Genomic DNA, 12749 nt, shown 5'->3' with positions numbered 1-12749 from the left:
AAAATGTCTTCCATCTTCATCAACGGTTCGCAATTCCGTGTTTCCAAGTCCATGGCGCAGGCCGTGGCGATTACCGCAATTGCGAACAGCGTGGACCCGTTGGCGTCCACGGCCACCCCCCCGAGTAATGGCGATGTTCTGTTGATTGACTCGGGCTGGGCCGCGCTCACCGAATCCGTCTACCGCGCTATTGACGCCACCGCCGATGGCTTCAAGCTGGAAGGCGCCGATACCACGGAACTCCGGCTGCATCCCGCCGGGCAGGGCGCTGGCTCTTACCGTGAAGTGACGGACTGGTTCAGCCTGGATCAGATCACCGACGTGCAAATCACGGGCGGTGAGCAGCAGTACCACCAATACCAATACGTGGAGGATCCGAGCGCAAAGCAACGGCAAAAGCCGACTGTCAAAAGCCCCACCGTCCTCACGTACACGCTGGACTATGACCGTAGCAAGGCGTGGTATGCAGCGCTCACTGCGGCCGACCGCCTGCGCAGCCCCGTTGTTCTGGAAACGAAATATCCGGACGGGAGCGTCACCTACTACTACGGCTACCCGTCGTTCAACAAGAACCCGACCGGCGGCCAGAACGTGAACCTGCAAAACGGTTTCACGTTGTCGCTGATCGCCGATCCGGTCAACTACGAGGGCGCGTAATGGCATTCATCATCAAAGCAAATCCGACGATTGACGCCACCGTAACTATCGTCGGTCAAGGGCGTAAACAAAAGCTATCCCTCACCTTTCGCCACAAGACCGGCGACGAGTACGACGCCCTTATGGAGCGTCTGAAAAATGGCGAGATTTCGACTGCTGAATTGTTGGTCGAATTGATCGAGAAATGGGACGCCGACATGCCGCTGGAGGATGCGTCCATCAACGTGTTGCGCCAGCATCAGCCCGGCGCCGACCTCGCGATCATGCAGGCCTACAACGAAGCGTTGAAGGTTGAGCGCGAAAAAAACTGAAGTCGGCGGTGGCGGCCTTCTATTGGGAGCCGCCATCCGCCGATGCCCTGGCATTGGCCGGCATTAGGTCACGGCCTGCGTTGTTTCGGCGGCCCACGGTTGAGCTTTGGCCTGAGCACGCTGATGCCTTCAGTGTCTTCATCCGAAATTGCACGCAGTGGCGCATGGGGACCGGCGGGCCTATTGGTCTGGATTACGTGGCTGTCCATGCCGATCTCGCGTTGTATGGGATCGAGCCAGCGATGCGTCCGGCGGTTTTGGACGTCTTGCGGCAAATCGAACGCGCGGCGCTGGAACTTCTTCATAAGAGCTAAAAATGGCACAGGAAAGCATCGGGACCGCGCGGTTAGACATCGTTGTCGACACCACGCAGTTCGATACCGCCATTGCTGCGGCGAAACGCGGAACCAGTGGGATGTCGCAGGCCGCTCAGTCGGACTACGCCAAGCTGACCGCTGCGGAGAAGCGGCGGGTTGACGCCCTGGTCAATCAGGCGAACACCATTGAGTACACCCGCAAGCAGCAGATCCTGTACAACGCGGCCTTACGCGGTGTTCCAACTTCTATTCTGGATGAGCTGAAGACGAAGCTGACCGCTACGGGAACAGCGGCCGCTGTCGCCGGCAAGCAGCTGAACCAGTACGGGATAAGCGCTGCACAGCAGGCCGCAGCCATGCGCGGTGTTCCTGCCCAGATGACCGACATCATCGTTTCCCTTCAGGGCGGGCAACAACCGCTGACGGTCCTGTTGCAGCAGGGCGGCCAACTGAAGGATATGTTTGGTGGCATTGTGCCGGCCGCAAGAGCGCTGGGCGGCGCACTGATGGGCCTTGTGAATCCGTATACGTTGACTGCCGCTGCCATTGCGGCGGTGGCGGTTGCATGGGTCAAAGGCTCCGCCGAGGGTCAGAACTTCCGCGAGGCGTTGATTCTCAGCGGTAACGCCGCTGGTGTGACGGCTGATAGCTTGATCGGCTTGGCACACGGCCTGGGGTCTATTACCGGAAGCCATGCGCGCGCCGTTCAGGCGCTCAATGCCGTGGCGGCGTCCGGGAAACTCTCTGGAAGCGCCTTGCGGGACGTGGCGCTTATCGCTGCGGAATGGCAGAGGGCAACCGGGACCGAAATCGATAAGACCGTGGAAGCCTTTTCGAAGGTTGGGAAAGACCCAGTCGCGGCCGTCGTTGAGCTAAACGAGCGGTACGGGATATTGACCGGCGCAATCTATGCACAGGTCCAGGCTTTGGTGGAACAGGGTCGGGCACAAGAGGCCGTAGAGCTGGTTGCTCGTCAGGCCGCATCCGAGCTTACTGGCCGAACAGCGGCCCAGAAGGCAAACTTGGGGACGCTTGAGACAGCGTGGAACAAGCTGGGCGCGGCCGCCGGCTGGGCGTGGGACAAGATGCTGGATATCGGGCGTGAAAGCTCGGTTGACGACAAGATCAGGTCAGCGGAACGCGATGTCCGACAGCGAGCGGAGAACATTCGACTTGCCGCCGAGGGTGGCGCATCCATCAGCGAAAAGGAGCGTTCTGGGCTAAAGGCGGCGCAGGGCTTGGTTGACACGCTGAAGGCGCAGAAGAAGGAGGCAGAGGACGCCACCAGGGCGCAGGCCGAACAGCTGCGTATCAATCGCGATGCCATCCTTGCGCGCGAGCAGATCACCAAGCTGATTGAAGATGGCGCTTCCAAGGCTGAGAAGCGCGTGAAGGCGCTGCGGGAACTGGATGACCGCATCGCGAAGGCACAGAAGGACGGTACTGCGCTCGCCGCATCCGACATCAAGGCGGCGCGAGCGGCCATCGAACGGCAGTACGAAGACAAGAGCGCCACCAAGCCCCTCACGGACGACAGCGCTACTCGCCTTCTGGCCGAGTATGCGCAGGCCGAAGCCGCCTTACGCGGGCAACTGATCACGCAGGAAAAGCTGGGAGTCTGGGAAAAGCGCCGCCTGGAGTTCGAACAGCAAATCTCGGACCTCAAGACCAAGAAGTCCCTTACGGCAGACCAGAAGAGCCTGCTTGCTCAAGAAAGTCAGTTGCGCGTGGCGTTGGAAAAGAACGTCGCGGCCGAAAAGTCTGTGCGCCTCGCGCAAGAGGCGGCGCGCGTGGAGGTCATGCGCGCCAGTCTGAGTTCGTCCCGTGAGGTCGAACAGCGCCAGTACGACGACCAGTTGGCCGGCATGGGAATGGGCGACCGTGCGCAGGAAGAATTGCGCGCCCGCCAATCCATCGTGCGGGACTACCAGCGGCAGCTGGACCAAGCCACCCGCGATAACACGTTGGGCAAGACGTCGGACGATACGTACAGGGCCGAAACGGCTTTGCTTAGCGAGCATCTACGCCAGCGGATGGAGATGCAGCAAGCGTACTTCGACAACGTGCGCAAGGCGCAAGGGGACTGGAAGAGCGGCGCCACGTCGGCGCTGGACAACTATCTGGACTCTGCCGCGAACGTGGCCGATCAGACCAAGGGCATGTTCTCCAACGCCTTCCAGGGCATGGAGGATGCAATTGTCCGGTTCGCCACCACGGGGAAGCTGTCGTTCAAAGACTTTGCGACTTCCGTACTTTCGGACCTGGCGCGCATTGCGGCCCGGCAGGCGATTGTTGGCATGGTTGGCAGCATCGTAGGTGCTGTGGCTGGCGCGGCCACGAGTGGCATTTCGGCGGGCGCCGGCTACCAGGGCATGGGCGGAGCCGCGACAGGCAGTGTTGAGGGTATGAGCGGGTCATGGGGCGCTATTGCCGGGGCACGCGCCTCTGGCGGTCCGACGGAGGCCAACTCGCTCTATCGGGTCAACGAGCTTGGGCCTGAACTTTATTCGGAAGACGGTCAAACGTACCTAATGAGTGGGGCCAATGGTGGCTATGTCACACCCCTCAAAAGCAGCGTGCCAGGTGCTGGGGCCGGCGCAGGGGCAACGCCGTCAATTTCGATTCAGGTCAACGTCAAAAGCGACGGAGGCGAAGAGCGGAAGGGCGCAGGCGAAAGCGAGATGGGTGACCGGTTGGCCGATGGGATCGTCGCACTTGTTCGTAGCGAAATTAGCCGGTCGTACAAGCCTGGGGGCGTCGCCTGGAACGCACGCAATGGGAGGGCCTAATGGCTGAGAGATTTACATGGAGGTCCACTGGTCAGCCTGTGGGCGCGACTACCTTCCGCCGCCTGACTGCGCAGTTCGGCGACGGCTATCGGCAAGTGGCAGGCGACGGGATCAACAACAAGGTGCAGTCGTGGCCGTTGACCTTCGCGGGGAGCAAAGCGGAGATGCAAGCGGTGCTGGCTTTCTTGGATAGGCACGCCGGCATTGCTTCGTTCCTTTGGACGCCGCCTATGGGCACCGAAGGCTATTACGAGGCTCCGACATACAACCTCAATCCAGTTGGCGGAGACACTTACACCGTGTCCGCCACTTTTCAGCAAGTCTTCAAGCCGTAAACGAAATGCAGACACTTGATACCATCAAACTCGGGCAGACCCCCAATGACGGGACCGGTGACGAACACCGGACTGCGTTCCAGAAGGTCAATTCCAATTTCAGCAAGGTCGTGGAGGGCATTGATGAGATCGGCGACGCCGCCCAGGCCGCAATCCAACTGGCATCAGAGGCAATTCCTGCGGTTGAAAAGGGCAATGCCGGCGGTGTTGCTCCCCTGGACGATGCCGGAAAAGTCCCGGCTGAACACCTTCCAGAACAGGAAGAGTTCATCCCCATGGCCCAGAAGGGTGCTCCGGAAGGCGTGGCAACTCTGGGCGTGGATGGCAAGGTAACTCCAGGGCAATTGCCTAACGCTGTGGATGCGATCCCGCTGGCGCAGAAGGGGCAGCCGGGCGGCGTTGCAACGCTGGACACGGAAGGCTTGGTTCCCGAAGACCAATTGCCTGACCTTTACTTTGTACCCCAGGCGGAGAAAGGGGAGCCTGGGGGCGTGGCGACACTGGACGTAGATGGCCTGGTTCCTGAAAATCAGTTGCCTCCCATTCCCAGCGGGCCGGCCGTTGGCACGCCGAATTGGTGGCCATTGCGGACGTCCATTCCAGCCGGGCAACTTCCGCTGGATGGCCAAGAGGTAAACCGGGCGACATACCCCGACCTTACCGCAATGGTGTTAGCCGGCACGTTGCCCGTAGTTGCTGAGGCAACGTGGCAAAGCGACCCCACGCAACGCGGCATGTACACGCTGGGCGACGGGTCTACCACCATCCGCGTGCCGGATATGAACGGCAAGTCGGCGGGGTCGTTGGGCGCGGTTTTCCGACGTGGGGACGGGGGGCTGTCAGCGGGCACGAACGGCCTGATTCAGCGGGACGCCTTGCAGAATATGACCGGCACGGTTGGAGTGTTCTGGCGAGCTATTGTGGGCACGGCCAACGGCGTATTTACGTCCCCGCAAAACGGCACCTCCGGCGTGTCGGGAGGGACCGGCGGGGATAACGCCTACGTTACGTTTGATGCCTCACGAATGGCGCGCACGGCGACAGAAACCCGCCCCATGAACGTTACCGGTGTTTGGACGGTGCATGCGTTCGGGGCCGTTGTGAACCCCGGCAGTGTGGACGCCGCGCAACTGGCTAGCGATTTGGCGGCTTTGGATGCCGAGTTTCAGACGCTGGTCGGCCAAATTGAATTCACCATCATCTACCCAAATGGCGGGAGCGAAGCGTCGCCTGCGAACATCGCGATCAACTCGCAGTATGTTCTTACAAACCCGTTCCCCGGCTATCACGTTATTTTAGAGCCGGAAGTGTTGTACGAAGGAAATTGGGGAAACCCAGGATGGTGGAGCGGTGATGCAAACATGGCGGGCATACGCACCACCATGCGCAACAACTCCATCATCCTTTCAACCGCAAAGAATGCGCTTGGAATCGGCTACCCGCTGGGCGGCGGGGCGTTCACTTATACCGGCTCCACTGGGATAGGGGTAGCTGGGTTGCCCGCCCGGATCAAAGTTTGGAAAGTTAAAGGGGCAGTAGCATGAACGTATACGCACATCCCGGTGAAAGCCTGCAACAAATCGGGGGTGACTGCCCACCTAGCTGGGTAGTCATGCTTAGCCAACGTCCCGCCGGTAATTTCGTTGCGCGGGAAGACGGCCAATGGGTTGCCGCGCCTACCCCTATCCCGCAAATAGTGAGCCGCTTCCAAGGCCGTGAGGCCATGTGGCAAACCCCGCACGGCCAAGCGACGCTGTTCGAAGCGGCCGAGGCGATCATCAACCACCAGGACACGCCGGCCATGTACCGCCGCGCATGGGCCGACTTGCAAGAGTTCCGGCGTGATAGCGAAATGCTGGGCGCCATCGCGGCATTACTCGGCCTGACCAGCGCCAACTTGGACGAGCTTTTCATCTTGGCAGCCAGCATCAAGGCATAAAGGGGCTGGGATGAGAATCTACGCGGATGTGCAGAAGCTTGAGGTCGGCGCACTCATTGACTTGTATGAGCTGGACGCCTCGGGTATCGGTGGAACACTACAACGCTTTCACGGCTACACGCAGATTGGGCCGATCTGGTGGCAGGGCAATCAGTATGACCCCTGGGCAATTAAGGGTGAAGGGTTTGAGCAGGTCGGGGAAGGGCAGCAGCCCACGCCAACCCTGTCGATTGGAAACATTGGGCAGGATGCTGATGGCAAGCCCATCGCGGGGGTGATTTCGGCTCTGTGTATCGCCCTGGATGACTTGGTGGGTGCGCGCGTCGTCGTACGCCGCACACTGGGCAAGTATTTGGACGCGCGCAATTTCGAGGCCGGTAACCCGATGGCATCGCCAGACGAAGAGTTTCCCCCGGAAATTTGGATCGTCCAACAAAAGACGGGCGAGGTTGATGAGGTGGTTGAGTTCGAACTTTCCAGTGCACTGGACTTCAACGGCCAGATGCTGCCTGCCCGGCAGATCATTGCGGGCGTGTGCGGTTGGCTGACCAAGGGCGGCTATCGCGGGCCGTACTGCGGTTACACCGGGTCGCGGATGTTCGACGTGAATGGAAGCCCGGTTTCTGATCCGGTATTGGATCGATGCTCGGGCCTGCTTTCCGACTGCAAGAAGCGGTTCGGTGAATACGAAGTGATCAACTTCGGCGGATTCCCGTCTGCGGACCGCCTCAGGGGATAAACATGCGCAAGAAAACTATGGCCGCCATCCGGGCACACGCGATGGCGGAGTACCCGCGCGAGTGCTGCGGCCTAGTGGTGATGGGGAACCGTCGCGAAACCTACCGGCCGTGCCGCAATCTCGCGGAGGGAACGGACCATTTCATCCTTGACCCGGAAGACTACGCGGCGGCGGAAGAGATAGGCCGCATTACCGCCGTCGTGCATTCACACCCGGACATGCCCGCGACGCCGAGCGAAGCGGACCGCGTGGCGTGTGAGGGATCTGGGCTCCCCTGGTTCATCGTCGCTGCGGCTAAGGATGATGCCGGCCATGTCGTGGCCGGGGAACTTTTCGGGCTTGCGCCGGAGGGATATCAAGCGCCGCTGCTTGGCCGCCCGTTCGCACACGGCATTCTGGACTGCTACAGCTTGGTGCGCGATTGGTACGCCCGCGAGCGGGGGATAGCACTGCCGGACTTTCATCGCGAGGACGGCTGGTGGGAGCCGGGAAAGGAAGGCGATCTGTACATGGATCACTATGCCGAGGCGGGGTTTCGACCGTTGGCAGGGGGCGAGCGGATCACTCCGGGCGACGTGGTACTGATGCAGATCCGATCTGACCGGGCGAACCATGCGGGGATATTTATCGGCGCCGAATCGCTGGCCGAGGCGCCCGACCTGTTCCCGGTGCCCGATGCAATGCTGCAACACCTGTACGGGCGAGATTCGGAACGGGTCGTGTACGGGGGTTACTGGCGCGAGGCGACGCGCCTTGTTCTGCGATATGAGGGGGCCTCGTGAACGAAAGGCTTCGAGAGGTTCGCCTTTACGGGCGCTTGGGGGCGAAATTCGGACGCATACATATGTTGGCAGTCGGCAGTGCAGCGGAGGCCATACGGGCGCTCTGCGTGTTGTTGCCAGGCTTTGAGCGGGCACTCGCGGATAGCGACGCCCATGGCGTGCGGTACGCCTGCTTCTTGGGAATGCGCAACATCGGTGAAGACGATATGCGGCATCCGGTCGGTCGCGAAAGCATTCGCATTGCGCCGATCTTGGCAGGAGCAAAGCGAGCAGGGCTATTCCAGACGATTCTTGGCGCCGCAATTCTGGTGGTGTCTGCGCTCACCTATAACGCTTATGGAGCCACAGCCGGCTGGGCAATGATGACTGGCATGGGCGTATCGATGGCTCTAGGGGGTGTTACTCAGTTGCTTTCTCCACAACAGCGAGGCTTGAGCGCCCAGGACAGTCCGGAGAACGGAGCTTCATATCAATTCAATGGCGCAGTCAATACCAGTGCGCAGGGCAATCCGGTTCCGGTGTTGTACGGCCGCATGATCGTTGGATCCGCCGTTATATCGGCGGGGATATTTTCTGAGGACCAGGTATGACGTGGCAACACTATCGAGCCAATGGGGCGCCTTCGGGCGCCCTTGTCGCTTCTGGAGCGCATCGCAGCAAGGCAATGCCAATCGTCGGTTTCGGCGGCGGTAAATCCGGTGGGGGTGGGCGTAGCCCGAAAGAATCCCCGGATAGCCTCCATAGCACCGCCTACGCTCGAATCATTGACCTGATTTCGGAAGGTGAGGTGTACGGTCCAACGCATGGTTTGAGCGGTGCTTTACGTGACGTGTATCTAGACGGGACGCCCGTTGCGAACGGCGATGGCACGTTGAACTTCCAAAACGTTGCGATTGATTTTCGGACGGGCGCACAGACGCAAGACCCGTTGCCGGGTTTCCCAGCATCCGAAACGACGACCGGCGCTAATGTGGAACTGACGGTGACCACCCCGTGGGTGCGGACCTTCACGGACACCCAACTGTCCGCAGTCCGTGTGACGCTCGCGGTAAATGGGCTTTCGCAAGCGAACACTAGCAACGGTGACATCTCCGGCTACCGGGTGGATTATCGAATCGAGGTCAGTACCGATGGCGGTGCGTACCAGGTGGCGTTGGTTAGCGCCTTTGACGGCAAGACCACGCAGCGTTACGCGCGCTCTCATCGTATCGACCTTCCCCGTGCTCGTTCCGGGTGGTCGGTCAGGGTCGTGCGCCTGACTGCGAATGCGTCGAGCAGCACGATCGTTGATCGTACGTTTGTCGATGCCTTTACGGAGGTGATCGACGCAAAGCTGCGATATCCAATGTCGGCGGTTGTGGGCATAAAGATAGACGCCTCGCAGTTTCAGAACATTCCCACGCGCTCTTACGATTGGAAGGGCCGAATCATCGACGTGCCGTCGAACTATGACGCTGAAAGCCGCACCTATACCGGCACCTGGGACGGTACGTTTAAGCTGTCCTGGACGGACAACCCTGCCTGGATTTTTTTTGATCTGGTTAGTAATGACCGTTATGGTTTGGGCGAGCGCATTCCGGCGGGCTGGCTGGATAAGTGGGGGCTGTACCAAATCGGTCGGTATTGCGATGAGCTGGTGCCGGACGGATTTGGCGGCCTGGAGCCGCGGTTCACTTGCAATGTGTTTTTGCAGACAGCGGCCGATGCGTACCGAGTCTTGCAGGACTTGGCATCTGTATTTCGTGGCATGGCGTACTGGGCGAATTCTTCGATATTCGCCGTTGCCGACATGCCCGGCGATCCCGTTTACACCTTCACGTCTGCAAACGTCATTGACGGGCGCTTCAATTATGTCGGATCGCCGCTGAACACCCGCTACACCGTGGCGCTGGTGTCGTGGAATGACTTGTCCGACATGGGCCGCCAGAAGGTCGAATATGTGGAGGACCGTCAAGCGCTGGCGAGATATGGTCTCAAGCAGGTCGAGGTCAGTGCGTTCGGTTGCACGTCACGGGGCCAAGCGAATCGGGTAGGAAAGTGGCTTTTGCTGACTTCGAGGATGGAAACGCGATCCGTGTCGTTCGTGGTGGGCCTGGACGCTTGCCGAGTCCGACCGGGTAGCATCATCCGAGTGGCCGACCAACATTTGGCAGGGCGGCGAATCGGGGGGCGGATTCGTGAAGCTACATCGACAGTCATCACGGTGGACGCGGAGTTGGGTGTGCGGCCCGGCGACCGCTTGACGGTGAACCTGCCCAGTGGTGTTTCGGAAACGCGGATCATCAGTACGGCGGTTGGGCAAGGCTTGACGGCCGATATGACGATCTTCACCGTGGACTCGACCGAATTGACTGCGGACATGGTCGGCCTGCCGGGCTCGGTCTTGATTCTGACTGTGACCGCGCCATATTCGGAGGTGCCGGAAGCCGAATGTGTATGGACTTTGGAATCCGAAACGCTCTCGGCGCAGCGCTTTCGCGTCCACAGTGTGAAGCGAAAGGATGGCTTGATTGCTGAAATCTCGGCCGTCCAGCACGAGCCTGGGAAGTTCGGAAACGTGGATTTCGGCACGCGCCTTGATCCGCCTCCGATCACCGTGATTCCGCCTGGCGTTCAGCCACCGCCTTCGGACGTGACGATCACGTCCTATTCTGTGATCGACCAGGGATACGCTAGCCACACGGCGGTCTTTTCGTGGAAGGCTGCGGCCAACGCCGTTGCCTACGAGGTGCAGTGGCGCCGGGACAATTCGGACTGGGTGAATCTGCCCCGCACGGGATCAATGAGCATCGAGGTACCCAACATCTTCGCCGGGGGCTTCATGTGCCGCGTGCGGGCGCTGAACGCGCTGAACATCCCATCCATCTGGGCTTCGTCGGTGCTGACGCAACTGGACGGCATCATTGGGCCGCCTCCGGTTGTCACAAGCCTGACCGCGACTGGGCTGCTGTTCAGCATTCAGCTGGATTGGGGGCTGCCCACGGGGCCGTCGATCATCGATTACACGGAGTTGTTCTACGGGGAGACGCCCAACCTGGAGAACGCCATTCCCTTGGGGAACTTCGCCTTTCCGCAGAACACCCACACGCTGTTCGGCCTGCGCGCTGGCAAGGAGCTTTGGTTCTGGGCTCGGCTCGTGGACAAGAACGGCGTGAAGGGCGACTTCTACCCGGCGGGCATGGGCGTTCGGGGGATGGCGAGCGACGACGCCGGGCCTATTCTGGATCAGATCGGCGGCAAGATCGAGGAAAGCATGCTGGGCCAGGATTTGATCGAAAAGATCGATTCCGGGGGCGGTGCTGCGACTGAGATTAAGCAGGTGCAGGACGGTTTGAACGCGATGGTCAGCATCAAGGCCGGCGTCACAGTCAACGGTCAGTACTACGGCGCCGGCATGGGTGTGGGGGTGGAAAACACGCCTGAAGGTATGCAGACGCAGGTGCTGTTCTTGGCCGACCGCTTTGCCTTCGTCAACCTAATCAATGGCATTGTTTCCACGCCATTCGCCATCGAGAACGGGCAGACATTCATTCGATCCGCGTTCATCCAGGATGGCACCATCACGAATGCCAAAATCGGCGAGTACATCCAGTCAAACAACTATGTGCCGGGGGTCTCTGGATGGCGCATCGACAAAGCCGGGAACGTGATGGAAATCAACTCGCCGCTGCCGGGCGGTGGGCGCATGAGGATTACCTCACAACAAGTGGTTGTCTACGATAGCAACAACATCGACCGAGTGACGCTCGGCTATATCCCCTAGGAGGCCCGAATGGCGTTCGGCTTAATGATCAAAGACGCCTCGGGCGGCTTGCAGGTGCAGTACTCCTCCACGCTACCGCGCATCCTCGGGGAGTTCTCCACGGGCACGTCGGACGGCTCGATAACCGATCCCCAACTCGCTGGGGGCGCGCCTTTCTTCTTTCCCATTGGTGGCGAGTCGGCGGCGGGCTACATGAATATGCCGGAGGTCACAGCCTCCGGAACTGTCATTTCATGGCGATTCCTGGCCGTAAATTATCGGGTTTCCGTTCGAATTGGCTATGGGAGGATTGGCTGATGGCCGACTACGGACTGCGTGTCAGAAACGGCAACCTGATCACGCAGGTTGATAGCACGTATCGGAACCTCGCGTTTTGGACAAAAGGCACGCTCGTGGCGAACCAATCCACCGGCTTTGGTTCCTGGCGCTCAGGAACTGTGACTGTTCCATATACCTCGGCCTCGGCGTTTGCTTGGCGCGCCGATTTCCCTTCTTTCCTAATGGGAGCGACGTTCACAGCAACAACGATGACCGTCACATTTTTGTCCTACATCGTGGGCGGTTCGCAGGCGGTCATCAATTGGTATGTGTTCGCGCCTCCTGGTGTTACGGGATTCCCGGCTGGGCAGGCTTATGGCCTTCGCGTAAAGAACTCGGCCGGCGTGACAACGTTCGACTCGCGAAATCAGTACATGCGGTACTTGGCAGCCCTGAACGGGACGCGCGCCAACTTGCCAGCAACGCAAGACAACTCACCGCCGCAGTTTCTTACTTATGCAATGCCAGCGGGAAGTGTGCCGGCGGTGCTGCAAGGGAACCTCTGCTCGTATACGCAGGAGGTTCCGGTGGGCGTGGGGCCGAATCCCGGCTACATGTTTTTCTGGATTGCCTGCTGCGTGCGTCAGCAAGGCGCAACGCTAGGTATTGCGAACGCGCCGCGCGTGGCGGGACCATACAACGATCCGATCAATGCCCCTCTTATCGATCGACCGTTATGGAACTACACCGTCATTGACGTAAGTGGACTTTAATGCCGGCCTCCTAGCGGTGGCCGTATCCTTATGAGTAGCCCGCCGTCAGCGGGCTTTTTTTCGTCCAAACGGGAGGCAATCATGCG

General features: G+C 60.1%; 13 protein-coding genes. All 13 read left to right on the top strand.

Annotated elements, in window-relative coordinates:
* Positions 1–3 precede the first annotated feature (3 nt).
* The 13 genes from WBR68_RS03525 to WBR68_RS03465 all read left to right on the top strand — a co-directional run bounded on the left by WBR68_RS03525 (position 4) and on the right by WBR68_RS03465 (position 12663).
* Positions 4–657 (top strand): phage tail protein, encoded by a 654-nt coding sequence (locus WBR68_RS03525; RefSeq protein WP_230693538.1) that lies wholly within the window; start codon positions 4–6, stop codon positions 655–657.
* Complete coding sequence (locus tag WBR68_RS03520; protein WP_230693537.1) at positions 657–968, top strand: phage tail assembly chaperone; 312 nt, start codon at positions 657–659, stop codon at positions 966–968. Before WBR68_RS03525 ends, WBR68_RS03520 begins: the two co-directional genes overlap by 1 nt.
* Before the next feature lie 8 nt (positions 969–976).
* Positions 977–1282: a DUF1799 domain-containing protein gene (locus WBR68_RS03515; protein ID WP_230693536.1), complete on the top strand. Its 306-nt coding sequence runs from the start codon at positions 977–979 to the stop codon at positions 1280–1282.
* A 2-nt stretch (positions 1283–1284) separates the two neighbouring features.
* Positions 1285–4074 (top strand): phage tail tape measure protein, encoded by a 2790-nt coding sequence (locus WBR68_RS03510; RefSeq protein ID WP_230693535.1) that lies wholly within the window; start codon positions 1285–1287, stop codon positions 4072–4074.
* Entirely contained in the window at positions 4074–4409 is a 336-nt protein-coding gene (locus tag WBR68_RS03505) for a phage tail protein (protein WP_230693534.1), read from the top strand. Before WBR68_RS03510 ends, WBR68_RS03505 begins: the two co-directional genes overlap by 1 nt.
* Positions 4410–4414: 5 nt before the next feature.
* A complete protein-coding gene (locus WBR68_RS03500; RefSeq protein WP_230693533.1) occupies positions 4415–5953 on the top strand; it encodes a phage tail protein in 1539 nt (512 codons plus the stop codon).
* Positions 5950–6348 carry a hypothetical protein gene (locus WBR68_RS03495; RefSeq protein WP_230693532.1) on the top strand — a complete coding sequence of 133 codons (399 nt, stop codon included), beginning with the start codon at positions 5950–5952 and terminating at the stop codon, positions 6346–6348. The genes WBR68_RS03500 and WBR68_RS03495 overlap by 4 nt, the downstream gene beginning before the upstream one ends.
* A gap of 10 nt (positions 6349–6358) precedes the next feature.
* A complete protein-coding gene (locus WBR68_RS03490) occupies positions 6359–7087 on the top strand; it encodes a phage minor tail protein L (protein ID WP_230693531.1) in 729 nt (242 codons plus the stop codon).
* Between the two features lie 2 nt (positions 7088–7089).
* Positions 7090–7869, top strand: coding sequence for a C40 family peptidase (locus WBR68_RS03485; RefSeq protein ID WP_230693530.1), 780 nt, complete (start codon positions 7090–7092; stop codon positions 7867–7869).
* A gap of 62 nt (positions 7870–7931) precedes the next feature.
* On the top strand, positions 7932–8459 hold the full coding sequence (locus WBR68_RS03480; RefSeq protein ID WP_370641181.1) for a tail assembly protein: 528 nt from the start codon (positions 7932–7934) through the stop codon (positions 8457–8459).
* A complete protein-coding gene (locus WBR68_RS03475; protein WP_370641180.1) occupies positions 8456–11632 on the top strand; it encodes a phage tail protein in 3177 nt (1058 codons plus the stop codon). The genes WBR68_RS03480 and WBR68_RS03475 overlap by 4 nt, the downstream gene beginning before the upstream one ends.
* A gap of 9 nt (positions 11633–11641) precedes the next feature.
* Positions 11642–11929 carry a hypothetical protein gene (locus WBR68_RS03470; protein WP_230693528.1) on the top strand — a complete coding sequence of 96 codons (288 nt, stop codon included), beginning with the start codon at positions 11642–11644 and terminating at the stop codon, positions 11927–11929.
* Positions 11929–12663 (top strand): hypothetical protein, encoded by a 735-nt coding sequence (locus tag WBR68_RS03465; protein ID WP_230693527.1) that lies wholly within the window; start codon positions 11929–11931, stop codon positions 12661–12663. The genes WBR68_RS03470 and WBR68_RS03465 overlap by 1 nt, the downstream gene beginning before the upstream one ends.
* The last annotated feature ends 86 nt before the right edge of the window (positions 12664–12749 follow it).

The sequence above is a fragment of the Achromobacter sp. JD-1 genome (genome assembly GCF_038594925.1).
Classification (GTDB): domain Bacteria; phylum Pseudomonadota; class Gammaproteobacteria; order Burkholderiales; family Burkholderiaceae_B; genus Achromobacter; species Achromobacter spanius_C.
Note: the sequence above shows the minus strand (reverse complement) of the source record. Positions and strands in the feature narration are given on the sequence as shown.

Excerpts from the sequence above, each read along its gene's own strand:
- WBR68_RS03525 (WP_230693538.1), top strand. The coding sequence starts at position 4 with ATGTCTTCCATCTTCATCAACGGTTCGCAATTCCGTGTTTCCAAGTCC.
- WBR68_RS03520 (WP_230693537.1), top strand. The coding sequence starts at position 657 with ATGGCATTCATCATCAAAGCAAATCCGACGATTGACGCCACCGTAACT.
- WBR68_RS03510 (WP_230693535.1), top strand. The coding sequence starts at position 1,285 with ATGGCACAGGAAAGCATCGGGACCGCGCGGTTAGACATCGTTGTCGAC.
- WBR68_RS03505 (WP_230693534.1), top strand. The coding sequence starts at position 4,074 with ATGGCTGAGAGATTTACATGGAGGTCCACTGGTCAGCCTGTGGGCGCG.
- WBR68_RS03500 (WP_230693533.1), top strand. The coding sequence starts at position 4,415 with ATGCAGACACTTGATACCATCAAACTCGGGCAGACCCCCAATGACGGG.
- WBR68_RS03495 (WP_230693532.1), top strand. The coding sequence starts at position 5,950 with ATGAACGTATACGCACATCCCGGTGAAAGCCTGCAACAAATCGGGGGT.
- WBR68_RS03490 (WP_230693531.1), top strand. The coding sequence starts at position 6,359 with ATGAGAATCTACGCGGATGTGCAGAAGCTTGAGGTCGGCGCACTCATT.
- WBR68_RS03485 (WP_230693530.1), top strand. The coding sequence starts at position 7,090 with ATGCGCAAGAAAACTATGGCCGCCATCCGGGCACACGCGATGGCGGAG.
- WBR68_RS03480 (WP_370641181.1), top strand. The coding sequence starts at position 7,932 with ATGTTGGCAGTCGGCAGTGCAGCGGAGGCCATACGGGCGCTCTGCGTG.
- WBR68_RS03475 (WP_370641180.1), top strand. The coding sequence starts at position 8,456 with ATGACGTGGCAACACTATCGAGCCAATGGGGCGCCTTCGGGCGCCCTT.
- WBR68_RS03470 (WP_230693528.1), top strand. The coding sequence starts at position 11,642 with ATGGCGTTCGGCTTAATGATCAAAGACGCCTCGGGCGGCTTGCAGGTG.
- WBR68_RS03465 (WP_230693527.1), top strand. The coding sequence starts at position 11,929 with ATGGCCGACTACGGACTGCGTGTCAGAAACGGCAACCTGATCACGCAG.